This window comes from Bacillus sp. FAU20 (assembly GCF_056033865.1).
The window spans coordinates 219,361-242,866 of the sequence record NZ_JBVYHY010000024.1; the positions used below are offsets into that span (position 1 = coordinate 219,361).

Here is a 23,506-nt window from a genome sequence, read left to right on the forward strand (position 1 = left end):
AATGACAAACATTCAAAAACGTTTTTATAAAGGCCGCGTAGCATTAAATGTATTAGCAAACAATATAGAAAATGCGAAAGATATTTTTGAAGCAGCAGAAGGTTATGTAGTAGTAGGCGTATTATCAAAAGATTATCCAACAGTAGAAGAAGCTGTTACAGCGATGAAAGCATACGGAAAAGAAATTGATGACGCTGTATCAATTGGACTCGGAGCTGGAGATAATCGCCAAGCAGCAGTTGTAGCTGAAATTGCGAAGTATTATCCTGGTAGTCATATTAACCAAGTGTTCCCTTCAGTTGGAGCGACACGTGCAAATCTTGGCGGAAAAGATAGCTGGATTAATAGTTTAGTATCACCAACAGGAAAAGTAGGGTACGTAAATATTTCTACTGGTCCAATTAGTGCAGCAGGGGAAGAAAAAGCAATCGTTCCAATTAAAACAGCGATCGCACTTGTACGTGATATGGGCGGAAATTCATTGAAATACTTCCCAATGAAAGGTTTAGCTCATGAAGAAGAATATCGCGCAGTTGCGAAAGCTTGTGCGGAAGAAGGATTTGCATTAGAGCCAACAGGCGGAATTGATAAGGAAAACTTTGAAACAATTGTACGTATTGCGCTTGAAGCAAACGTAGAGCAAGTTATCCCGCACGTGTACTCTTCTATTATTGATAAAGAAACTGGCAATACGAAAACAGAAGATGTTCGTGAATTATTAGCAGTCGTGAAGAAGTTAGTTGATCAATATGCGTAAGAAAATTGCAGCGTTCGGCGAAGTAATGATGCGCCTGCAAGTACCAGGATATGAATTGTTGTCGCAAGCAAACACATTAAATTACTCATTTTCTGGTACAGGTGTGAACGTGGCAGCAGCACTTTCTCATCTAGGGCATGAAGGGCTTCTTATTTCAACTTTACCGGAAAATTCGGTTGGGAATGCGGCATTATCTTACATTCAAAAGTTAGGTGTGCAAACCTCGCTTGTTTCAAGAGGCGGCAAATATGTCGGCATGTACTTTTTAGAAAATGGATTTGGTACACGTGCAAGCCGCGTTACATATTCAAATCGATTAGAAAGTAGCTTCAATACGGCATGTGAAGAAATGTATCAATTTGAAGAAATCGCAAAGGAAATTGATATCGTTCATTTTTGCGGCATTACACTTGCGATGAATGATACGGTGCGCCATCATATGAAATCTTTGGCGAAAGCAGTGAAAGAAAACGGAGGAACTGTCGTCTTTGATTGCAACTATCGTCCATCTCTTTGGGGAGAAGACGGGTATGAGCAGGCGAAACCACATTATGAAGAAATGCTGGATCTTGCTGATATCGTTATGATGAACGAAAAAGATGCGATGTTTGTTCTTGGAATGAAAACAGAAAAGACGGAGCGAGAGGCGCAACTTGTTGATCTTATTCCAAAGGCAGCTGAAACATATCATATCGCTACAATCGCTGGTACACATCGCTCTATTAATAGCGATAATACACACTCGCTTCGCGGATTTATATGTAAAGATGGTGCGTTCACTTTTGCAAAAACACTTACGTTTTCTGTATATGATAGAATAGGTGCTGGAGATGCTTATACGAGCGGGATTATTCATGGCGAGATAGAAGAGTTTGCACCAGAGAAAGCTGTTTCATTTGCGTCAGCAGCTGGAATGCTTGCACATACAATCGTCGGTGATACGCCAATGTCATCAGAGAAGGATATACTTCGGGCAATGACGACATCAGTAGGTGATGTAGAAAGGTAGTGGGTGTAACGGTGAACGTAACGAGAAAAAAAGGACCATTATATTTACAAATAAAAAATATTATTCGTGATCGAATATTGCATGGTGTATATGCGATTCATACAAATATTCCTTCCGAACCACAGTTAGAAGAAGAGTTCAAAGTGAGCAAAATTACAGTGCGAAATGCGATTAAAGAACTCGCTCAAGAAGGATATTTGGAAAAGAAAAGCGGTAAAGGAACGAAAGTCATCCGTAACACTTCTGCGACAAAGTTGTCAAAGGGAAAGAAATTTACTGAAGTGTTAGTGGAAGAAGGCTATAAAGTACAGAAGAAATTGCTAAAAGCAGAAATCGTTCAGAATGAAGAAGGAACAGTGCCATTTCAATTATTCGGTAAAGAGAGTTTTCGTATTGAACGTTTATATACGTTAAATGATGCACCGTATATTCATTATACGCACTATTTCTCAGCGAAAATGGCAAGTACAGATTTATCGGATTTTGATTTACAATCGCTTTACGATTTAGTCGAGGACCGAGGCATTCATTTAGAAAACTTCAGAGATGAATTCGCTGTTGGACTTGCGTCTAGTTTCGTTGCAGAAGCGTTAGGTGAAAAAGAGGGGACAGCGCTATTAAAACGTATGCGTTATTCTTACGATGAAGTTGGCGAAGTAATTGAATATAGCGAAGGCTACTACAATACAGAAATGCAGCATTATGTAGTGAATTATGACGTATAAAAAAGAGGGTATTTGCCCTCTTTTTTTATAAAGTAAGGGGAATGCGAGATGGATATATACTTATTAATCGTCACGTTACTTGCAATTGCGATTGTTATTTTAGGGGTATCATGGTGGAAATGGCATGCATTTATTAGTTTAACAGTTGCGAGTTTATTTTTAGCTATCATGTCTGGATTGAATTTAACGAAGATAGTGACTGCCTATGAATCTGGTGTTGGTAGTGTACTAGGGCATTTAGTTGGTATTTTAGCTCTCGGTACAATTTTAGGAAAAATGATGTCCGATTCAGGGGCCAGCATGCAAGTGGCAGATTTCTTTATTCGATTTTTCGGTGTGAAGAAACTACCGTGGGCTATGTTATTTGCAGGATTTGTTATAGGGATTCCAGTATTTTTTGAAGTGGGGATCGTCATTTTATTACCACTCGTTATTTCCATCCGAAAAACGACGAAGCAAAATATATTATTAATTGCGTTACCTGTCATTGCTGGATTATCTATTGTTCACGGGCTAGTGCCTCCGCATCCAGGTGCGATGACAGCAATCGGTATTTATAACGCGAACTTAGGAAAGGTACTTTTATATTCATTACTTATCGCGCTACCAGCAGCTATTATCGCAGGACCGATATTTGCAAAGTGGGTACATAAAAGGGTTATACCTGAAAATGAACCAGAGCTTATTCGAGTTACGACTGTCTCAACTGATTTACCGAGTCGTAAAGTTTCATTCTTTATTATTTTATTACCAGTTGTATTGATGATTTTATCAGTCGTTGCACCATATATTTCATTACCGAAAAAGATGACTGAATTTTTTGTATTTATAGGAAGCCCAGTAATTGCTTTACTTATTTCATGTTTCGCAGCATTTTATTTACTTGGGATAAGACAAGGAATTAATAAAAAGATGATTAAAAAATTAACGGATGAAAGTTTATTACCAGTCGGTTCCATTATTTTAATTATCGGTGCAGGCGGTGGATTTAAACAAATATTAATTGAAAGTGGCGTTGGAACAGCGATTGCGCAAATGGCAGAGCATATATCGTTATCACCAATTGTATTAGCTTTCATGGTAGCTGGATTAATTCGAATTGCAACAGGTTCAGCAACAGTAGCGTTAACGACAGCAGCGGGAATTGTTTCACCAGTTATTCAGCACATGTCTGGTGTGAATTTAGAATTGCTCGTTATAGCAACCGGTGCAGGTTCATTAATGTTTTCTCACGTAAATGATGCAGGGTTCTGGCTTGTAAAAGAATATTTAGGTTTGACAGTAAAAGAAACGTTTAAAACGTGGACGGTGCTGGAAACATTGTTATCATTTATTGCATTCGGTTTTGCTCTTTTGTTGAATATGTTTCTTTAAAGGATACCTGAATAGGTATCCTTTTTTAATAAAGTCCAATTCCTAAAACAAGCCCGTTTTTAGGTAAGCCAAGCTTCCTATTCGCCCTGAAAACATAATATAAATGGAATCCCCTCATTTAGAACAAGAGGAACTTGTTATGAATGATACTAAAGGAGGAATAGGGTAATGAGCGAAAAGTGTGAACACAGACATGATGATTGTAACCGCAGACATGGTTGCGGCGGCGGTTTTGCGCTTCTAATCGTATTGTTTATTTTATTAATCATCATCGGTGCTAGCTGCTTCGGCGGTGGCGGTTCTTGTGGTTATGGTGGTTACGGCGGTTATGCTGGCGGCTACGGTGGATATTGCTGCTAATTAAAAACTATTGAAAATGGCCTTGTGCGTATTGCACAAGGCCATTTTATTCATATTTTTATGTGTTGTGATAATTTATTAATATATAGAGATCGGATTAAGAAGAAGAAAATGATCTCAATAATCCCGAATAAAGTGAGTACGATACATGTCTCTTTCAGTAATGAGAAAGAAAACATGCTTTGTAAAAACTTAATGGCGAATATTGTATGAATACCAGCAACAATATAAGGAACGAAAAATAATATTCCTAATTGAATCGTTGCAGAACGAAACATTTCTGATTCTGTTAAGCCAAGTTTTGTAATCGTAATATACTTTTGTCTTTCAGTTGTTAAGTCGTTATACATACGGAAATATAAAACGCTAGCCGCACCGATAAAGAAGATAAAGCCAAGAAATGCCCAAATAAAGAATTGAGCAACTGCATTCCCTTTACCGTAAATGAGTTCATCCGTAGCTGTATATATGAAGAAAGGAACTTGAGCGTTCTCTTCTGTATGCTTTTCGTAGAACTTACGTGCATCGCCACTAATAACACGTAACATATTTTTTGTTGGAACGATTGCATTTTCCCAGTTTTCTACGAAGTAGTTATAGATTACAGTTGTTTCAATATGAGGAATCATATTATCAAATACATAATCTTGTACGACAGCTAAATGTGGGAATGCAAAGGATGGTTCTATTCCTTTATTAATAAACCCTTTAATATGAAATTCTTTTTTATTAGATCCAAGTGTAATCGTATTATGCTTTGCAAATGGATTAGATACGAGATTGAGAAGTTCTGGTGAGTGGCGAGAAATAATATACACTTCTGTAGAATCAATTGTTATTTCCGGCCTTTTCAATTGTTTAGCAATTGCGTTATAATCACTCATCTTCATAAGCATAATGTCTTCTTTTAAAGCTGTATCTTTTACTACTGTAAACTTATATTTTCTGTACTGAAAATTACTATTTGTAAGCTCAGTTTCAATTGCAGTAATATGCTTTTGTTCAAGGGAATTGTCACCTTCTGATGTATAAGTGAAGGGGACGGGATATCGTTCTAGTACCGATGCTGTTGTATTGTTATTAGCAGCGAATAAACCAATAATAATCGTAAATGCTAGTGCAGATAGCATAGAAACGATAAAGAGTACATTAATATTACTACGAGTCCGGTTAGCTAAATCTGAAATCCATAACATATTTATTTGCTTCATATAAAACTTTCTCCGCTTTTTCAAAATAAAGATAAAGAGAAGAAATGTTTGTGAAAAGAATAAATATGTTCCTACCACTACGAGCGGTAAAATAGATAGCATAATTAAGAATACAGATCCATTTTGTGCATTTTTTTCTGTTATATAGCCTTGCGGATAACCAGCGATATAATAGCATAGTGCTAAACAAATTAAAGCAAATAATGAAATGAGTATAGACGGTCTTTTTTCGCTTTTTTCCTTTTTACTATTTTTAATTAATCGAGTTGTTTTACGAGTACGAATAAACATCGGTGTAAACGTAGATACGATGAGAAATAAAATAATAAAAGTTATTGTCGTTACGATAATAGCTTCTGTTGGCCAATATAAATAGAGGCCTTTTGCGTTTGTTAATTTAGAAGTAACGAGTAAGAAAAAGTTAGAAAAAACAAGACCGCCTTGAATACCAGCAAAAATAGCGAGCATTCCAATAATCATATTTTCAGTAAACAAAAGACGTTTTAATTGTTTTTGAGATATACCGAGAACAGTTAAAACGCCGAATTGCTGCTTCCGAACATTTAAAAATGTTCCGATTGAATATAAGAGAAAGAAGAACGAGAACAAAACGATAACAAACTGTGCCATGCCGGCTAAGTTCATCAGTGGATCTTGTTCCTGTAATTTATTCATAATTTGTAAGCGTGGATGATACGCGTATACAGTAAATGAAAAGAAAACCATAATAGAAAAAGCACTACTTACAAAATAAGCGAAATATGCTTTAGAATTACGCGAGACATTTTTAAATGCGAATTGCCAAAATGTCATCCACGTCTTCCTCCTAATAATGCTAAAACATCTAATATTTCTTGATAAAATTTCTCACGGTACAATCCGCGGTGTAGTTCATTGTAAAGCTCTCCATCTTTAATGAAAATAACACGGTTACAATAACTTGCTGCAAACGGATCGTGCGTAACCATTAAAATCGTTGCATCTTCTTCTTTATTTAATTTCGTAAATAGCTCCATTACGTCAATTGCCGCTTTTGAATCTAAGTTTCCTGTCGGTTCATCGGCAAGTAGAAGTGAAGGATGATGAATAACAGCACGTGCTACTGCAGTACGCTGTGCTTGTCCTCCAGAAACTTCAAAAATACGCTTGTCCAAAATATGATCAATTCCAAGCTTTTTTGAAATGTTATCAAGCTTTTCATCCATTTCTTTTAATGGAACATTATCTAATGTTAAAGGTAGTACGATATTTTCACCGATTGTTAGTGTATCTAGTAAGTTAAAGTTTTGGAAAACAAATCCTAACTCTTGTCTTCGGAAAATAGCTAACTTCTCTCTACGAAATGTGTGCGGTTTTTTTCCGTTAATCACGACATCACCAGAAGTCGGAGAATCGATTGTAGAGATAACGTTTAAAAATGTAGATTTCCCGCTACCAGATGGTCCCATAATGGCAACGAATTCCCCTTTATCCACGTGTAAATTTATATTTTTTAAAGCAGTATGAGGGACTTTTCCCTCATATACTTTTGAGACGTTTTTTATGTGTAATACTTCTTCCATAGTAATCACCTTTCTACTTTTTAAAACTTAATGTGTTGTGATAATTTTTGCATATAAAAGGAACGAATTAAAAGGAAAAATAAAATTTCAACCGTTCCAAAAATCATAAGTACGACTGTAATCTCAGCGAAGAATGAGAGATGTAAAACTTCTTGTAGCATCTTTGTCGCAAACATCGTATGAATCGATGCCATAATGTATGGAACAAAGAAAAGAATCGCAAGTTGAATTGTAGCAGATCGTTTCATCTCAGCTTCTGTTAAACCGATTTTTGTAATCGTTACATACTTTTCTTGTTCATTTGTTAAATCTGTATACATCCTGAAGTAAAGGACACTGCCAGCACCAATAAAGAAAATAACACCTAAGAAAGTACCAATTAAGAAGAACGAAGCGACATTTTGTTTTGTTGTGTATAGAGAATCGCTCGCTTCACTTGCATGGAAAGGCTTGTGCTCTGCTTGAATGTTGTTCCCGTCGGTATTAATTTTGTCTATGAATAACGAGCCGATGTTATTAGCTTTTTCCCAGTCCTTAACTTTAAAGCTATATACACTCATCTGTTTTGAAACGGAGGATAATGCTTCTACATTTTCATCAGATAGTATGAGCAATTGGTATATTAAGCGATTTGGGAATGGGTTATAACTTTTATATTCTTTCACTTGTAGTTGTAAATTGTTTTGAGTAAGTGTAAGAGTATTTTTCTTGTCTTTATTATGAAGCGTTCCAATAACTTGATCATCTAAGTCTTTCATAAGAATATAAGATTCATTCTTATTTACTGTGAGCGTTTCCCAATTTAAAGCCTTAGCAAGTACATTATAGTCACTTTGTTTAATTGCATAATAGAGCTGCGAATTTTCTTCCGCTGAAGATACTTCATATATATCCGTTTTAAATTGTTTATAAGTAAATTGCTCTTCGTTAAACTTTTGTTTTAACCAATTTAAATGTTCATCTGCTAACGTATTTTCAGTATGTGATAAATATGTAAAAGGAAAAGGATTTTCTCTTACTGTATCGAACTTCATAAATTTACCAAAACCATATAAGAATGTAATCATAGTAAAAGCAAGTGTTGATAGCATCGCTACAATAAAGAGCATGTTAATGTTTGTCCGAATGCGCGCTGCTAAATCAGAAATCCAAAGCATATTAATTCGCTTCATATAAAATGTTCTTCGCGTTTTTAATATACGAATGAGTAAAAAACTAATTTGTGAAAAGAAAAAGTATGTTCCAGCTGCAATAAGCGATGGGATGACAAATATACTAGAGACGGCATATAAAAGCCCAATGATGTCACCTAGCGACATAAAATACAGCGGATTTGCGGCTAACGTATATCCACATATTAAACACATCGCACCAAATAGAGAGATAAGAACGGATGCTTTTCTTTCTTTTTGTTTTGTTCCTTCTTTTAAAAGACGTACGGCTTTTCTCGTACGAATGAGCATCGGTGTAAAAGATGATACGAGAATGAAGAGCCCAAGAAAGATGATGATAGTTAAAACGATAGCACTTGTAGGCCCATATAAATATAAACCAGGTACGTGTGTAATTTTGGCGGTAACTAACAAAAAGAACTGCGAGAAGACAAGTCCAAGTTGAACGCCGAAAAAGATGGAAAGAACACCAATTAGCATGTTTTCTAGAAATACGAGTCTCTTTAATTGTTTTTGAGATATGCCAAGTACTGTTAAAATCCCAAATTGCTTTTTTCGTACTTTTAAGAAGGTACCGATTGAATATAGTAAAAAGAAAAACGAAAAGAATACAATGACAACTTCTGAAATTGTCATTAATATGTTCAGAGCAACATTCACGTCTGTCATATGCAATTTAGGATGAAATAAATAAACTGCAAATGAGAAAAAAATTGCGATGGAAAACGCACTGCTTACAAAATAGGCGAAATAAGCTCTGGCGTTCCGCGTCACATTTTTAAAGGCAAACTGCCAAAATGTCATTCACCTAAACCTCCTATTAGAATGAGCATGAAAAAGGAAGGATGAGATCCCACCTTCTCATGTGATAACTTTTTTAATATGTTAACCATTCGTATACTGTGATAATTTTTGCATATAAAGTGAACGAATGAAGAAGAAAAAGATAATTTCAACGAATCCAAAAATAATAAGAACGGCTGAAACTTCTTTGAACAAAGATAGACCAATTACATCTTGTAGCATTTTCGTTGCAAACATTGTATGAATGGATGCCATAATGTACGGAACGAAAAATAAAATACTAAGTTGAATGGTTGAAGATCGTTTCATCTCTGTATCTGTTACACCAATTTTAGAAATCGTTATATATTTCTCATGTTCGTTCGTTAAGTCTGTATACATTCTAAAGTAAAGAACGCTACCAGCGCCAATGAAGAAAATAACTCCTAAAAATGTCCCGATTAGGAAGAATGCCGCACTGCCTGATGTTATTTTGTATAACGATCCTGCTGATTCAAAGGAACGAATAAGAGGCCCTTCATACTGGAATTTATTTCGATCTTTTTGCACTTTTTCTATAAAATTATCAGCAATTTCATATGTCTGTTCCCAGTTTTGAATTTTGTAATTGTATGCTGATATATGTTTTACGGTGTTAGGTAAGTTATTTACGATAATATCAGGCAACACTATCGTTTGATATGAAAAGTCAGATGGGATTGCGTTTACATGCTCATAGCCTTTTACTCGTAATTTCGTATTTGTATTAGAGAGTGTAATGTAATCTCTTTTGTAGCTTTGCTCAAATTCATTGAATATGGTGATATAAGATGTCCCTGTTAGCACATATGCTTCGTTATCATCCATAAATAGTTGTTTCATTCGTAAAGAATCTGCAAGTTTGTTATAGTCACTTTGCTTAATTGCGTATACGTCATTATAAATAGCTATATCTTTATCTTCTTTTAGTGGTGTTTCATATATATCAGCTTTTATTTTTTGATAAGGGAAATGCTCTTTTTGTAATTGTTGCTCAAGCCAATTTAAATGCTCTGTAACAAAAGGGTTCGCATCATAAGAAAAATAAGAAATTGGGAAAGGAGAAGTTCTATTAACCTCTAGCTTAATAAATTTTCCGAATCCATATAGAAACGTAATCATTGTGAAAGCGATAGTAGATAGCATCGCTACAATAAAAAGCATATTAATATTCGTTCGAATACGGCTCGCTAAATCCGAAATCCAAAGCATATTAATCCGTTTCATATAAAACTTCCTTTTTTTTCTTTAAAATATAAATAAGTAAGAAACTAATTTGTGAAAAGAAGAAATATGTTCCGACTGTAACAAGCGTTGGGATAACGAAAATACTTGAAACCATATATATAACACCGATTTGCGGGCTTACTGATACAAAATATTTAGGATTTCCAGCTAACGCATAACCACCAAATAAACAAATCGCACCAAATAATGAAACAAGTATGGATGGTTTTCTTTCTTTTTGTTTTCCACCATTTGTTTTTAAAAGGTGTACCGCTTTTTTTGTACGAATAAGCATTGGTGTGAATGCAGATACAGTGATAAAAAGACTAAGGAAAACAATAGTTGTTAAAATAAACGCTTTAGTAGGACCGTATAAATATATTCCTGGAATATGCGTAAGTTTGGCTGTTACTAATAAGAAAAATTGAGAAAAAACAACTCCAAACTGCATGCCGAAAAAGATAGATAAAACCCCGATTAACATATTCTCCATAAAAACAAGACGATGTAATTGTTTTCTCGATATTCCTAAAATGGTCAAAATACCAAATTGTTTTTTTCTAACTTTTAAAAAAGTACCAATGGAATATAGTAAAAAGAAGAAAGAGAAAAATACAATTACTACTTCTGAAAATATCATTAATCCTGAAATTTCAGAGGTCATGTCAAAGTTTTGTAATTTCGGATGGAATAAGTAAACAGCAAACGAAAAGAAAACAGCAATGGAAAAGGAACCACTTACAAAGTAAGCAAAATAAGCTCTTGAATTACGCGTTACATTTTTAAATGCAAATTGCCAAAATGTCATAAATTATACCTCCGGCTAGAAGATATAGAAGTAGTTGTATTGCAAAAAATGTATGAGAGTGAGTTCTCATACATTTCGCTTACATATGTTACGATCATGCTTCGGTCACCTTCTCCGTATGTTCTGCTTGATTATTTGCAGCGTTGTGGAAGATGATTTTAATCGTCGTTCCTTTACCAACTTCAGAATCTAGTTTGACAGAGTGACCTAAGTAATCACAAATTTTACTTACAATATAAAGTCCCATACCAGTAGATTCTCCGAATGCACGACCGTTTTTCCCAGTGTAAAACGGTTCAAATACTCTTCGAATATCTTCTTGTGGAATACCCACACCTTCATCACGAACTTCTAAAATAATATCTTTTCCGTTTCGGTAAGCAGATAAGAAAACTTTCTTTCCGCGTTCCCCAGAGTAACGAACAGCGTTTGTCATTAACTGATAGATGATAAATTTTAGCCATTTCGCATCAGAAGCAACTTTTAAATCCGAATGGACTTCTAAAACAGGGAAGACACCATTACGAATGAATAGTTCTTTTAATCCGTTAATATTTTTTGTTACTGTATCTTTTAATGAAATTGTCTCAACATGGAAATCTTCATGGAAGTTATTTAGCCTTGCCATATATAAAGCCATATCGAGTCCTTGATTTAATCGTTCTAATTCTTTTTTGAATTTCGGAATCAAATGCTCATCTTCCATTTCGAGCACCATAAGCTGCATAACGGATACAGGTGTCTTCATTTGATGTACCCAATGATTAATAAATAATTGATGTTCTTGTTGTTTTACTTCATACGATTGTAGTTCTTTTTGGAAGAGGCGGTACTGCGTACGCACGAGTTCATTGACACCGTGAGGCATCGGAGCAGTCGCTCTTTCAATAAACGCATCTTCCATCTTTTCTGGTTGCTCACTTAATCTATGGTACATTCTACGATTGCGAACGTAACGATAAGCGAGGAAACAAATAAATAAGTATAAACTTAAAACGACGAAGTAAAATTTATTGTTTTGAAATCCATCTACTGCATCATAAAGAACGAAGATGATACCGAAGTTTAATACGTACAGTAGGAAAAATGCAAAATGATCACGTAAAAATAGCTTCATGCTTATTCACTCCAAGTTGCGTTAAAACGATACCCAAGTCCACGTACTGTTTCAATAGAGTTCTCAATACCAAGTTCATTAAACTTTTTACGAAGACGCGTAATGTTTACGTTTAATGTATTTTCCTCAACAAAACTTTCGTCATCCCAAAGCGCAGCTAATAAATCTTCACGGCTCGCTGTACGAGGGAATTTAGATAATAACATTTCTGCTAAAATTGCCTCTTTCTTCGTTAAAAGAACTTGTTCAGATCCAAAATGAATTTCTGGACGTTCAGGGAATAGTTTTAAACCTTCTACTTCAACGATACGTTCAGAAATATTTGGTGCATAATCACCGTAAATACGGCGTAATTGTCCTTTAATTTTCGCCATTACAACATCGTAGTGGAACGGCTTTGTAATGTAATCATCCGCACCGCTTTCAATCGCCATAATTTGTTCCATCTCACCTGCACGAGCTGAAATGAAAATAATAGGACAAGTAGATTCATGACGAATTTGGCGGCACCAGTAGAACCCATCGAATTTTGGTAAGTTTACATCAAGTAAAACAAGATGTGGTTTCACTGCGTTAAACGATTCCATAATATCATCGAAATTCTCTGTAACAACAGCTTCATAGCCGTATTTTTGAATGTGAGATTGTAGTAATGATGAAATATTTGGATCGTCTTCAACGATTAAAATTTTATACATATGTATATTCCTCCTCAAAAAAACAATTGTAGCTATAGTGTATCATGTGTTTCAAGTCTTTTCATTATGTTGAAAGATAAGCTAGTAAACAGTATAGGTTAAAAATGAGAAAAGTAAAAAGTATTATAGGAATAATTCAATATATTTTCCTTTTAAATATATGAATGGATAAAAGTATTATATTTTTTTATGAAATTTGGAACTTTATTTTGCTTACCGTCCAATATATAGTGAGAACATCGTTAAGGAGGGGGCACTACTTGGCAAGTAATGAAGATATACATACCTGGATAGAACGCTTATTAAAAGGTGATGAGGAGGCTTTTGAATTTATATTTAACTTAACAAGTCAGAGAATCTATGAAACCGTCTTTGCTATAGTTAAAAATCGGCATGATACAAATGAAATCGTAAATGAAATCTACTTTCAACTTTGGAAATCTATTTCAACATATGATCAATCTAGACCGTTTCTATTTTGGTTGAATGGAATTGTTTACAAACAGATTAGTCAATGGAGAAAACACATATGGAAGAGGATGCGCTTATTTGAAAAACAACAACTAAGTGATGATCCTGTTGTAGAAGTTCCAGAAAAAGTATTATTAAGAAAAGAAGCAGAAGAGCTGCTTTCCTTTTTAACCTGCGTACTCTTTAGATTTTATTCAATATAGAGTAATTGGCGTAGGGTACAAAATAAAAAGGGGCGTATAGATAATTGACAATTAACTAAAATCATTTTAACATTTAGATAAATATCTAAATGTCTAATTAATGAGGGGAAGAAAGACATTGAATCAAGCATTCAAAGCATTAGCAGATCCAACAAGGCGAAAAATTTTAGATTTATTAAAAGAAGGCGATCTAACCGCAGGTGAGATTGCTGAACATTTCAATATGACAAAACCAAGTATTTCACACCACTTAAGCGCACTTAAAAATGCTGAACTTATTCAAGATGAAAAGAAAGGGCAATTCGTTGTGTACTCTTTAAACACAACGGTCTTTCAAGATTTGTTGACTTGGGTGTTTACATTTACGAATAAGGGGGAAGAGGGGAAATGAAAAAACATCTTTTTGCAATCTTATTAATTGTTATAACTTGTTTAGCTTGGGCGTTTGCTTGGCCGCATTTGCCGGATACAATTGCAACGCATTGGAGCGGCGGTAAGGTAGATGGATATTCGTCTAAATTTTACGGAATGATTTCTATGGTCGGAATTATGATTGCATTATATATATTTCTAAATGTGATACCAAAGATTGATCCAAGGAAAGCAAATTACGAGAAATTTTCTAAAGCCTTTATGATGATGAATAATGGGGTACTATTGCTACTATTTGTAGGAAATATAGATATTATTACAAGTGGATTAGGATATAACTTATTCATTAATCGGGTGCCTGAATTATTAGTTGGTGTTTTATTTTTAGTAATGGGTAATTATTTACCACAGTGTAAGCCAAACTTTTTTGTCGGGATGCGTAATCCATGGACGTTAAGTAATGAAGAAGTATGGCGGAAAACACATCGGTTTAGCGGAAAAGTATTTGTGGCGTTAGGAGTTATTATGATTATAAGTGTTTTCGCTCCGGCTTATTGGAGAACTTATATAATGCTTGGGATTATAGTAGTTGCTGTCATTATAACGAATTTATATTCTTACGTTTTGTATAAAAAAGAAATACAAATGTGAGTTATATTAGTCAAATTTTATATTTATAGTTTCTATGTGTTAAGAGATTTTAATACTCAGTGGGAATAATGAAAAGCTCAATGAGTAAATTTTTCGTTTTAAGGTCTGAAAATTCAATCGAAAAGGTGATTTGGAGGGATTTACATGCTAGAAATTATAAATTTTAGCAAGACATATAAAGACGGTAAGAAAGCAGTTGATCATTTGAATATTACTGTTAAAGCAGGGGATATCTTTGGATTTATTGGACATAACGGTGCGGGGAAAAGTACAACAATTAAGTCGTTAGTAGGAGTTATAGATTTTGAAGAGGGTGAAATTTTTGTTGATGGACATTCAGTAAAAAAGGATCCGATTGCATGTAAGAGAGTAATGGCGTATATTCCTGATAATCCAGATTTATATGAGCAATTAACAGGAATTCAATATTTGAACTTTGTTGCGGATGTGTTTAAAGTGCCTGCGAGGGATCGGGAAGAACAGATACAGAAGTATGGGGATGCTTTTGAGATTACACCGTACTTAGGGGATTTAATATCTTCTTATTCACACGGCATGAAACAAAAAGTAGCGATTATATCGGCGGTTTTACATAAACCGAAATTATTAGTTTTAGATGAACCTTTCGTTGGTCTTGATCCAAAGGCAGCAGTAGTATTGAAAGGTATTATGAAAGAGCTTTGTGAAAAAGGAAGTGCGATTTTCTTTTCTACGCACGTTTTAGATGTAGCTGAGAAGTTATGTAATAAAGTAGCGATGATTAATAGAGGGAAATTAGCACTTTCAGGAGAAGTAAATTCTTTAATAAAGGAAGGCTCATTGGAAGAGCTCTTTATGAAGGAGCTTGCTAATGAATACTAATAGTTTAGGTCTTTTGAAAATTCGGTTGATAACGCAGCTCGGTTTAAACACCTTTAAATACGAAAAAGATAAGAAAAAGAAGCAGAATAAGATTTTGCTGACAGCATCTATTGCTCTAGTTGGTGTCATGTTAATGTTATATTGCGGAGCTTCGGCATATGGGTTGGTAAAACTAGGAATGAGTGAAATTATTCCCGTCTATGCACTAGTTATTAGCAGTGTATTAACGTTGTTTTTCACTATATTTAAGGCAAATGGAGAAATTTTTGCTTTTAAGGATTACGACTTTTTAATGTCATTGCCGATTCGCGTAAGTACTGTTATTGCAAGTAGATTTTTGTATTTATACTTGCTGAATACAATCTTTTCAATCATAATCATGCTACCAATGGGAGTTGTGTATTGTATACATGAAAATCCATCAGTTTCTTTTTACTTTATGTGGTTCATCAGTATGTTTATCGCATCTTTAATCCCAACAACAATCGCAGCAATCTTTGGAGCTTCGATTACGGCAATCGCTTCTAAATTTAAAAATACGAATAAAATAACTACGATTTTAAGTTTTATAGTAATTATTACATTCGGTTCCTTTATGCTAAAAAACGGAAATGCTCAATATAGCCTTAATGATATGAACGGAATTGGTGCAATTGTTTCGGAGCAATTAACTAAAGTGTATCCATTAGCTAACATGTTTCAAAAAGCAATTGTTAATGCTGATATGGTAGCTTTCATCTTATTTGTGGGGATATCAGTGATTTGGTATTATCTTTTTGTAAAAATACTTTCGTTAAAATATAAGCAAATAAACACAGGGATCACCACTTATCATATGCTTTCAAATTATGAGATTAATAGCATGAAAAAAGAGAGTGTATTGGTCGCATTGTATAAAAAAGAGCTGACACGTTTCTTCTCTTCTACAGTGTATGTCATAAATAGTGGAATGGGAGTCGTGATGGCGCTAGCTTTCTCGCTAGCCATAGTTGTAGTAGGACCAAGCCAATTAATAGCGTATCCTGGAATTGAGCCCCTGTTGCAAAAGATTGCTCCATTTGCTATTGCAGCAGCGATTTCGATGACATGTACAACATGTGTGTCATTGTCTTTAGAAGGAAAAAATGTATGGATTATTAAATCATTGCCTATAGCGCCAAAGATGATTTATGATAGTAAAATTCTTATGAATCTTTCATTGAGTATACCTGCATCACTTATTAGTGCTGTATTACTGATAATCGGGTTAAAGCTAGATGTTTGGAGTTCTTTTTTCATCGTAATAACACCGATAATATATTCATTATTTTCAGCAGTATGGGGGATTTTCATTAATAATCGATTTGGTTATTATGATTGGGTATCAGAAACTCAAGTAGTAAAACAAAGTATAGGATCGTTTGTTGGTATGTTTGGTGGCTTAATTGTGGCGGTTATACCTGCCTTATTAATTGGTACTGCTACTATCTCGAACTACAGAGTATTTACTTTTGTAGTTATTATAGTGCTTACGATTATTACTATTTTCTTGTATAAGAACGAGTCGAGAAGAAGTATAAAATAAAGGAGCTACTTTTCCTTTAAAAAGGAAAAGTAGCTTCTTTATTTTGAAAAGGTTAGACTCTTATATTACTTTTTTAAAACAGGTACCCATATTTCACTTCTGAAATTCGGAGAGGATACGTCTTTACTTTCATTCCACAATATCTCCGGTCCTTCCGCTAGTTCATAGTTCGAAGAAGGGAACCATTCAGAATAAATACGTCCCCACACATTTTGTAATGCATCAGGAAATGGACCGACAGCTTCAAATATAGCCCATGTTGAAGCTGCGACTTCAAGTTGCGCGAATTGCTCTGGACAATCTTTCGTTGTGGCTACTCCAATATAGTGATCAAGTTCTCCTTTTTCCTCCATTCTCCCTTCAGAAAAATTAGTAGAGGCACTAATAATTCCAGTAGGTTCAATGTTTGAAAGGGACTTTAATGTTTGAATGGAGTCTGGGTTTAAACTCTTCCACATAGAAGCGATTTCTTCATTTACACCATTGAAAACGATTGGTACTCGTTTTGTAATACCTATAATTCGAAATGGCTCTTTTTCTTCAATTCGATAATTCATTTCATTTCCTCCTTGAATGGATAACTGGAAGGTCATTGGTGAATAAGCCTTCAAAGAATGGCTACTATTTCGGACCTCTGAAGGTGTTATACCGTGTAAGTTTTGAAATGCACGAGCGAATGAATCTGGTGAGTTGTAGCCATATTTTATAGCGACATCAATGACTTTTACATTGCTGTTTTTTAGTTCAAAGGCAGCGAGAGTAAGACGTCTACAGCGAATATAATCAGATAGTGATATGCCTGCTAAAAACGAAAACATTCTTTTAAAGTGATACTCAGAACAGAGAGCTAGCCTCGCAACTTCTTTAAAATCAATTTCATTCGTAAGGTTACCTTCAATATAGTGCATTGCAGCATTCATATTTTTAAGTGAATCCATATTATGACCTCCTCTGTACATAGAATAACAGGAACGAAATAACCCCATCCGACATTTCGTGCACAACTTTGTAGGTACATTTTTTACCTTACAAAATTGTAATGTTCCTGTAAGGAGAATGAATGGATGGTATGATATCCCAATGTTATAGTAGCAAAGTACTTTAATTCATTATGTTAACTTTTTGATGTCTTTACTTATGTGCCTTACATAACTGTCATGTTTGTGTAAGAAACATCGATAGTGGCAAGAGTAGAGAGTGTATATAGTTGAAAATAGAGAATAGAAGAAATGAGGGATGTCGAGATGAAAACAGTGTTAGAAGCAAAAAATATCGAAAAAGTGTATGACACGGGTGGTAATAAATTTGCAGCGTTAAAAGGTATTAACTTACAAGTAAAAGAAGGTGAATTTGTTGGAATTATGGGACCTTCTGGTTCTGGTAAGACGACTTTACTAAATGTTCTTTCTACAATTGATAATGCGACGAACGGTGAAATTTTAATTGATGGAAAAGATATTGTGAAGATGAATGATGATAAGTTAGCGTTATTCCGCCGCGATCATTTAGGTTTCATTTTCCAAGATTATAATTTATTAGATACGTTAACAGTGAAAGAGAATATCGCTTTACCACTTGCGTTATCAAAGGTGAAAGCGAGTGAGATTGATCGCCGCGTTCTTGAAATCTCAAAGAAATTCGGTATTGATCATATTTTAAGTCAGTTCCCATATCAAGTGTCGGGTGGACAGAAGCAACGTTGTGCAGCATCACGTGCAATCGTTACGAATCCAAGTATGATTTTCGGAGACGAGCCAACTGGAGCGCTTGATTCTAAATCTGCAACAGATTTACTTGAAAGTATGAAGTCATTAAATGAATATGATAACTCAACAATTTTAATGGTAACGCATGATGCATTTGCGGCGAGTTATTGTAAACGAGTTATTTTCATTAAAGATGGTGAACTATATAAAGAATTGCACCGCGGTGAATCAACGCGTAAACAGTTCTTCCAAAAAGTCGTTGACGTAATGTCTTCTATTTCTGGAGGTATGGCTGATGACCTTATCTAGCATTGCCCTCCGCAACATACAGCGGAACTTTAAAGACTACTTTGTATATTTTGCATCAATGATATTTAGTATTGTAATTTACTTTACATTTAAAGCACTACAATATAATTCACAAATGGAAAAAGCAGCAGAAGCTTCTAAAAAGATTAGTGGTGCATTTCAAGTTTCCAGTGTGATGCTTATCATTTTCGTAGCAGTGTTCATTATATATTCGAACGGATTCTTTACACGTAAACGTAAAAAAGAAGTTGGGCTATATTCTTTATTAGGTATTCGAAAAAGACAAATTGGTAAAATGCTCTTTTATGAAAATATGTTAATGGGATTAATGTCATTAGTAATCGGGATTGCAATCGGTAGTGTCCTTTCAAAATTATTCCTTGAGTTATTAGTAAATATGATGGGATTAAATTTAAACGTTCATTTTGAAGTACCAATGGCAGCAATTATTGATACAGCAATTATTTTCTTTGTGATTATTTTATATACATCACTCCAAGGATATCGTTTAATTTATCGCTTTAAGTTAATTGAACTTTTCCGCGCAGAACGTGAAGGAGAAGCAATGCCAAAAGGATCTGTTATTATGGCATTAATTTCAGTTGTCTTAATTGGTTCAGGTTATTTCTTAGCATTAATGTTCATGAAGGCCGTTAAATATGCAGACTTTATGGCAGTTGCACTTTATATTTTACTGGCGACAGTATTAGGTACGTACTTACTATTTATGTTCTTTACAGTATTCGTATTGAAACGTGCAAGAAATAATAAATCATCGTTTTATAACGGTATGAATATGGTAACGACGTCACAGCTACTATATCGTATTAAAGGAAATGCAAAGTCACTTGCGACAATTTCTATTTTAAGTGCGGTAACATTAACAGCGGTTGGTACGTCAGTTACGATGTATTACAACACATTTACACAATCAAAAGCAGCTATGCCATACAGTTATTCTTACGAGAAGAAAGATGCAGAGCTTGATAAGAAAGTAAATGCGATTTTTGCAGAAGAGAAGAAAGATCATCCGATCAAAGATCAAGTTGAAATTGAGACAGTTCCTGTAAAAGGGAAGTTTGAAGGAGAGAAAGTTGATTTCATTCTTAATATGAATTACACGATTTCAGAGAAATATCAATTTATGTCTCAATCTGAATTTAACAAGCTTGCTAAAAAAATTGAGGCAGAAACAGTGAATGTAACTGCTGGTGAAGCAATTATATATGATAGTTCGTATATTGAAGGGCATGAGTTTAGCCCTCAATATAAAGGGAATAAAGTAGTATTCCAAATTGGAAATGAAACGAAGAAATTAACGATTCAAGCCGCAAATGATAATGCAATTACAAACTTAGGTGAACTAGTTGTTGTCGTTTCCGATGAAATGTATGAACAAGCGAAACAAGCATTTGGAACACGTATTGTAAAAAATATTGATGTAAAAGATGAAAGAAACAGTAAAGTGTTAACGGAAAAATTAGCAAAAGTGATGCCAACTGGTGTATCAGAAATGGCACCACCATTTAGAGACTTCTATACTGGTTTCCATATGGGACTGGAAGCAACTGGACTAATGATGTTCATCGGACTATTCTTAGGTTTAGTCTTCCTATTAGCGACAGGATCAATCATTTACTTTAAGCAGCTTACAGAAGCAAGTGCTGACCGTGATCGTTACATTGTCCTTCATAAAGTCGGGGTTACAAAACAAGAAATGAAAAAAGCTATTGCAAAACAAGTAAGCTTTATCTTTGCAATTCCACTAGTAATCGGAATCCTGCACAGCTTGTTTGCATTAAAAGGTTTAGGGAACATACTACCATTTGAAATTATGATTCCGCTTCTAATTAGTATCGGAGTATACGGCGCTATTTATATTGGATATTACTTCTTAACAGTTCGTTCTTATTATAAGATCGTGAGTGCGAAGTAATAAAGGGACAGCTATCGTAATAGGGATAGCTGTTTTTTTATTCTTAATAAAATCTTAAGAAACTTCCTCAATTTTTATTAAGAAATGATAGTTATACTTAGAAACAAGTTAAAAACTATTGAACGAATGGGGAGAAGGTTACATGCAACTCATAACATTCTTACATGAATTTATTAAACATCCGAAACATACTGGTGCAATTGCGCCAAGTTCAAAAATATTAGCAAAGAAGATGGTAGATGTAATTGATTTTAATAGAGCGAAATGCATTGTAGAGTTAGGTCCTGGTACAGGAGTCTTTACGAAAGAAATTATGAAGAGAAAGAAGAAGGAAACAATATTTCTTCTTATTGAAATTAATGAAGTGTTTTGCAAAGAGCTAAAGAGAAAGTTTAAAGATGAGCAGAACGTCATAGTTGTACACGGTTCAGCTGAAAATATAAAGAAGTATATGGAAGAGTTCAATATAAAATGCATTGATTACATTTTATCAGGATTACCTTTCACTTCTTTACCAGAAGAAGTTTCAAAGCGCATTTTAAACAATGCGATGGAAGTGATACATGAGAATGGTGAATTCATTACATTTCAATATTCACTTGTGAAAAAAGGCTTTATAGAGCATTTCTTTCCTGAAATTACACTAGAAAAAGTATGGCTCAATTTTCCGCCAGCCTACGTCTTTAGTTGCAAAAAAGAACTAAGGAGAGCGTATGCATAATGGAATTACATGAATTATTATCCTATATCGAGCAGTACGGTTATTGGGCATTATTTTTCTGTTTATGGTTAGGTATTATCGGTATGCCAATTCCAGATGAAATGATTGTTATGAGCGGTGGTTTCGTATCTTCAGTAGGGATATTAAGTGTTGTTCCTTCATTTGTATTAACATATTTAGGTGTTGTATCAGGGCTTTCTTTAGGATATATATTAGGGAAGGTATTTGGCACGAAGGTACTCCATAAATTAATGAAAAAGAAAAAAGCGAAGTATTTGATAAAATCACAAGAAATGGTTGATAAATACGGACAGTACGCGTTAGTTACAAGCTATTTCATACCAGTTGTAAGACATATCGTGCCGTATTTAGTTGGAATGAATAACATGTCATTTAAGGCGTATGCTTTGTATTCTTATACGACAGGCTTTGTTTGGACACTCGTTTATTTCGTACTAGGTTCTTTATTTGGACAACATATTGAAAGAATTGTAGCAGTTGCGATAGAGTATGGTGTGTATTTTGGCGGGATTGTTTTTATAGTTACAGGTATTCTTTATTTATATAGACAAAAAAGAATCACATTGATGAGTAAATAGAAGTAAAGAAAGTTTCTTCCAGTATGAAGGATAAGATAGGATTATAAGTATAAAATTATCTTTACTTAATGGTAAAATATAGGTAAGTAGTTAAGAAAGGAAGAGCTTGCAGAGAATAAGGAAATATTCCCAATGTATTCGCACCTTGTAACTTTAGTTGGAGATGAAGAGGACGGTTATTATTCATGTGGAATGCAAGCATTTAATCTATCAGACGTTGTTTTAGACAGAGGAATAGATCCGGAAGTAGCTGTAGATTTATTAAATGATTTTAACCTACATAATATATTGGAAAAACCTAATTTGAAAGATGGAGATACAATTAGTTTCACAGAAGATGCTCCAGTGTATCTTTTATCTCATTATATAGATAATCGTTATGAACAAGAGGATCCATTTTATAATCCGTGTGGGGTATGGAAGTTAGAGAGTGCTTCGGCAAAGAAATCTATCTTTCAAAAATTGGGGAGTGTGCTAAAAGGATGGAAAAATACATAAAAGAACAGAGGAGTATATGTGATAAATATAAAGTAGAGTATGTAGAATCTCCGAATGACTTGAAATTAGGAATAGCGCAAAATGTGAAAGATGGTATCGCTCCGATTAATGGGTTACGAATGCCTATAGAAAACGGAACGACAGGTTGGTACATTTGGGCTGGTGAAGAAATGGGGACAGAAGAAGATTTCTTTCTTCCTTTACACGTTCAACATATTGATGAATGGGCACCTGAAATAAAGAAGTATTTAGGGTTACCACCTGGTTGGAGATTTTTAATTGATGGAGATTACGAAGATGTGTGGTATGATCCGAATTTGTTTGATGAAGATTTAGAAGAGGATGCAGATGAATGGGAAGAAAATATGCTACAAGAGTATGGATGGTACATGCATAGCATATTAGCAGAAGATATTGATGGCATCCATGCTAATTATCATACGCATGGTCTAAGAGATAACTTTAATCATCAAGATTTACAAATAGCATTAAATATGGATCCTGAAGTCGCGCATAGTGTTTTTTGTACCATAATAGAAGAAATAAAGGGCGGAAAAAAGTTTGAAAAAGGGATTGAGTATACGAATATAATTGAAGGCTATCCCATTATTATGAAGTCTTTCGTAGAGATGGATCGAGAAGTTTTGAGGGTTTTATTACCTGATGAAAGAGGGATTCTTCCTATGAGGCCAAAGTGTGATGAATGTTATAAGACTCAATTGGATGATATTGAGGAGAGTTGATAAAACAAGAGCTTGAAACTATTCAAGCTC

21 protein-coding genes and 2 pseudogenes are annotated in these 23,506 nt (G+C 34.5%); 16 read left to right on the forward strand and 7 right to left on the reverse strand.

Translation table 11 applies throughout. The features are described from left to right. Position 1: 1 nt before the first annotated feature. From dagF to AC0OM3_RS21570, 5 genes are all read left to right on the forward strand, one after another. Complete coding sequence (gene dagF / locus AC0OM3_RS21550) at positions 2–757, forward strand: 2-dehydro-3-deoxy-phosphogluconate aldolase (RefSeq protein ID WP_000181922.1); 756 nt, start codon at positions 2–4, stop codon at positions 755–757. Continuing rightward, positions 750–1,766, forward strand: coding sequence for a sugar kinase (locus AC0OM3_RS21555; RefSeq protein ID WP_061884700.1), 1,017 nt, complete (start codon positions 750–752; stop codon positions 1,764–1,766). Before dagF ends, AC0OM3_RS21555 begins: the two co-directional genes overlap by 8 nt. Further along, the gene (locus AC0OM3_RS21560) at positions 1,766–2,491 is read left to right on the forward strand and encodes a GntR family transcriptional regulator (protein ID WP_061884699.1); all 726 of its coding nucleotides are present in this window, start codon (positions 1,766–1,768) and stop codon (positions 2,489–2,491) included. Before AC0OM3_RS21555 ends, AC0OM3_RS21560 begins: the two co-directional genes overlap by 1 nt. A gap of 48 nt (positions 2,492–2,539) precedes the next feature. After that, complete coding sequence (gene gntP, locus AC0OM3_RS21565; protein ID WP_000356163.1) at positions 2,540–3,865, forward strand: gluconate permease GntP; 1,326 nt, start codon at positions 2,540–2,542, stop codon at positions 3,863–3,865. Positions 3,866–4,033: 168 nt separating this feature from the next. Continuing rightward, the gene (locus AC0OM3_RS21570; RefSeq protein ID WP_001290399.1) at positions 4,034–4,225 is read left to right on the forward strand and encodes a YjcZ family sporulation protein; all 192 of its coding nucleotides are present in this window, start codon (positions 4,034–4,036) and stop codon (positions 4,223–4,225) included. Between the two features lie 50 nt (positions 4,226–4,275). Here the strand turns inward: AC0OM3_RS21570 and AC0OM3_RS21575 are convergent, their stop codons facing one another. The 6 genes and pseudogenes from AC0OM3_RS21575 to AC0OM3_RS21600 all read right to left on the reverse strand — a co-directional run bounded on the left by AC0OM3_RS21575 (position 4,276) and on the right by AC0OM3_RS21600 (position 12,842). Continuing rightward, the gene (locus tag AC0OM3_RS21575; RefSeq protein WP_000144917.1) at positions 4,276–6,249 is read right to left on the reverse strand and encodes an FtsX-like permease family protein; all 1,974 of its coding nucleotides are present in this window, start codon (positions 6,247–6,249) and stop codon (positions 4,276–4,278) included. Next, positions 6,246–6,998, reverse strand: a complete 753-nt coding sequence (locus tag AC0OM3_RS21580) for an ABC transporter ATP-binding protein (protein WP_000393250.1) — start codon at positions 6,996–6,998, stop codon at positions 6,246–6,248. The genes AC0OM3_RS21575 and AC0OM3_RS21580 overlap by 4 nt, the downstream gene beginning before the upstream one ends. A gap of 20 nt (positions 6,999–7,018) precedes the next feature. Further along, entirely contained in the window at positions 7,019–8,974 is a 1,956-nt protein-coding gene (locus AC0OM3_RS21585; RefSeq protein WP_000144979.1) for an ABC transporter permease, read from the reverse strand. 81 nt (positions 8,975–9,055) lie between these two features. Further along, positions 9,056–11,027, reverse strand: a pseudogene (locus AC0OM3_RS21590) (FtsX-like permease family protein). A gap of 94 nt (positions 11,028–11,121) precedes the next feature. Continuing rightward, the gene (locus AC0OM3_RS21595; protein WP_000765341.1) at positions 11,122–12,144 is read right to left on the reverse strand and encodes a sensor histidine kinase; all 1,023 of its coding nucleotides are present in this window, start codon (positions 12,142–12,144) and stop codon (positions 11,122–11,124) included. A 2-nt stretch (positions 12,145–12,146) separates the two neighbouring features. Further along, positions 12,147–12,842, reverse strand: coding sequence for a response regulator transcription factor (locus AC0OM3_RS21600; protein ID WP_042980567.1), 696 nt, complete (start codon positions 12,840–12,842; stop codon positions 12,147–12,149). A gap of 260 nt (positions 12,843–13,102) precedes the next feature. Between AC0OM3_RS21600 and AC0OM3_RS21605 the strand changes: the two genes are divergently transcribed. The 5 genes from AC0OM3_RS21605 (at position 13,103) to AC0OM3_RS21625 (ending at position 16,964) form a co-directional block, all read left to right on the forward strand. Then, positions 13,103–13,516 carry a sigma factor gene (locus tag AC0OM3_RS21605; protein ID WP_000157862.1) on the forward strand — a complete coding sequence of 138 codons (414 nt, stop codon included), beginning with the start codon at positions 13,103–13,105 and terminating at the stop codon, positions 13,514–13,516. A 118-nt stretch (positions 13,517–13,634) separates the two neighbouring features. Beyond that, positions 13,635–13,907, forward strand: coding sequence for an autorepressor SdpR family transcription factor (locus AC0OM3_RS21610; protein WP_001070531.1), 273 nt, complete (start codon positions 13,635–13,637; stop codon positions 13,905–13,907). Continuing rightward, the gene (locus tag AC0OM3_RS21615; RefSeq protein WP_000716348.1) at positions 13,904–14,539 is read left to right on the forward strand and encodes an SdpI family protein; all 636 of its coding nucleotides are present in this window, start codon (positions 13,904–13,906) and stop codon (positions 14,537–14,539) included. Before AC0OM3_RS21610 ends, AC0OM3_RS21615 begins: the two co-directional genes overlap by 4 nt. A 144-nt stretch (positions 14,540–14,683) precedes the next feature. Then, positions 14,684–15,400, forward strand: a complete 717-nt coding sequence (locus AC0OM3_RS21620; RefSeq protein WP_000889756.1) for an ABC transporter ATP-binding protein — start codon at positions 14,684–14,686, stop codon at positions 15,398–15,400. Beyond that, entirely contained in the window at positions 15,390–16,964 is a 1,575-nt protein-coding gene (locus AC0OM3_RS21625) for a hypothetical protein (protein WP_001095682.1), read from the forward strand. The genes AC0OM3_RS21620 and AC0OM3_RS21625 overlap by 11 nt, the downstream gene beginning before the upstream one ends. Before the next feature lie 65 nt (positions 16,965–17,029). On the opposite strand, the gene AC0OM3_RS21630 is transcribed toward AC0OM3_RS21625, so the two are convergent. Further along, positions 17,030–17,902: an AraC family transcriptional regulator gene (locus tag AC0OM3_RS21630; protein ID WP_000377679.1), complete on the reverse strand. Its 873-nt coding sequence runs from the start codon at positions 17,900–17,902 to the stop codon at positions 17,030–17,032. Between the two features lie 306 nt (positions 17,903–18,208). Between AC0OM3_RS21630 and AC0OM3_RS21635 the strand changes: the two genes are divergently transcribed. The 6 genes and pseudogenes from AC0OM3_RS21635 (at position 18,209) to AC0OM3_RS21660 (ending at position 23,476) form a co-directional block, all read left to right on the forward strand. Next, positions 18,209–18,979, forward strand: a complete 771-nt coding sequence (locus tag AC0OM3_RS21635; protein WP_000859656.1) for an ABC transporter ATP-binding protein — start codon at positions 18,209–18,211, stop codon at positions 18,977–18,979. Then, positions 18,966–20,915, forward strand: coding sequence for an ABC transporter permease (locus tag AC0OM3_RS21640; protein WP_000176158.1), 1,950 nt, complete (start codon positions 18,966–18,968; stop codon positions 20,913–20,915). Before AC0OM3_RS21635 ends, AC0OM3_RS21640 begins: the two co-directional genes overlap by 14 nt. Positions 20,916–21,057: 142 nt before the next feature. Next, a complete protein-coding gene (locus AC0OM3_RS21645) occupies positions 21,058–21,636 on the forward strand; it encodes a class I SAM-dependent methyltransferase (RefSeq protein WP_001176073.1) in 579 nt (192 codons plus the stop codon). Then, entirely contained in the window at positions 21,636–22,235 is a 600-nt protein-coding gene (locus tag AC0OM3_RS21650) for a DedA family protein (protein ID WP_000418939.1), read from the forward strand. The genes AC0OM3_RS21645 and AC0OM3_RS21650 overlap by 1 nt, the downstream gene beginning before the upstream one ends. A gap of 99 nt (positions 22,236–22,334) precedes the next feature. Then, a pseudogene (locus tag AC0OM3_RS21655) lies at positions 22,335–22,733 on the forward strand (DUF4261 domain-containing protein); the annotation flags it as partial. Then, positions 22,718–23,476: a DUF4262 domain-containing protein gene (locus tag AC0OM3_RS21660; protein WP_474212992.1), complete on the forward strand. Its 759-nt coding sequence runs from the start codon at positions 22,718–22,720 to the stop codon at positions 23,474–23,476. The pseudogene AC0OM3_RS21655 and the gene AC0OM3_RS21660, both read left to right, overlap by 16 nt. Positions 23,477–23,506: the final 30 nt, after the last annotated feature.

What these genes read in the sequence shown, in the direction of transcription:
- dagF (WP_000181922.1), top strand. Translation starts at nt 2, where the DNA reads ATGACAAACATTCAAAAACGTTTTTATAAAGGCCGCGTAGCATTAAAT.
- AC0OM3_RS21555 (WP_061884700.1), top strand. Translation starts at nt 750, where the DNA reads ATGCGTAAGAAAATTGCAGCGTTCGGCGAAGTAATGATGCGCCTGCAA.
- gntP (WP_000356163.1), top strand. Translation starts at nt 2,540, where the DNA reads ATGGATATATACTTATTAATCGTCACGTTACTTGCAATTGCGATTGTT.
- AC0OM3_RS21570 (WP_001290399.1), top strand. Translation starts at nt 4,034, where the DNA reads ATGAGCGAAAAGTGTGAACACAGACATGATGATTGTAACCGCAGACAT.
- AC0OM3_RS21575 (WP_000144917.1), bottom strand. Translation starts at nt 6,249, where the DNA reads ATGACATTTTGGCAATTCGCATTTAAAAATGTCTCGCGTAATTCTAAA.
- AC0OM3_RS21580 (WP_000393250.1), bottom strand. Translation starts at nt 6,998, where the DNA reads ATGGAAGAAGTATTACACATAAAAAACGTCTCAAAAGTATATGAGGGA.
- AC0OM3_RS21585 (WP_000144979.1), bottom strand. Translation starts at nt 8,974, where the DNA reads ATGACATTTTGGCAGTTTGCCTTTAAAAATGTGACGCGGAACGCCAGA.
- AC0OM3_RS21595 (WP_000765341.1), bottom strand. Translation starts at nt 12,144, where the DNA reads ATGAAGCTATTTTTACGTGATCATTTTGCATTTTTCCTACTGTACGTA.
- AC0OM3_RS21600 (WP_042980567.1), bottom strand. Translation starts at nt 12,842, where the DNA reads ATGTATAAAATTTTAATCGTTGAAGACGATCCAAATATTTCATCATTA.
- AC0OM3_RS21615 (WP_000716348.1), top strand. Translation starts at nt 13,904, where the DNA reads ATGAAAAAACATCTTTTTGCAATCTTATTAATTGTTATAACTTGTTTA.
- AC0OM3_RS21620 (WP_000889756.1), top strand. Translation starts at nt 14,684, where the DNA reads ATGCTAGAAATTATAAATTTTAGCAAGACATATAAAGACGGTAAGAAA.
- AC0OM3_RS21625 (WP_001095682.1), top strand. Translation starts at nt 15,390, where the DNA reads ATGAATACTAATAGTTTAGGTCTTTTGAAAATTCGGTTGATAACGCAG.
- AC0OM3_RS21630 (WP_000377679.1), bottom strand. Translation starts at nt 17,902, where the DNA reads ATGGATTCACTTAAAAATATGAATGCTGCAATGCACTATATTGAAGGT.
- AC0OM3_RS21635 (WP_000859656.1), top strand. Translation starts at nt 18,209, where the DNA reads ATGAAAACAGTGTTAGAAGCAAAAAATATCGAAAAAGTGTATGACACG.
- AC0OM3_RS21640 (WP_000176158.1), top strand. Translation starts at nt 18,966, where the DNA reads ATGACCTTATCTAGCATTGCCCTCCGCAACATACAGCGGAACTTTAAA.
- AC0OM3_RS21645 (WP_001176073.1), top strand. Translation starts at nt 21,058, where the DNA reads ATGCAACTCATAACATTCTTACATGAATTTATTAAACATCCGAAACAT.
- AC0OM3_RS21650 (WP_000418939.1), top strand. Translation starts at nt 21,636, where the DNA reads ATGGAATTACATGAATTATTATCCTATATCGAGCAGTACGGTTATTGG.
- AC0OM3_RS21660 (WP_474212992.1), top strand. Translation starts at nt 22,718, where the DNA reads ATGGAAAAATACATAAAAGAACAGAGGAGTATATGTGATAAATATAAA.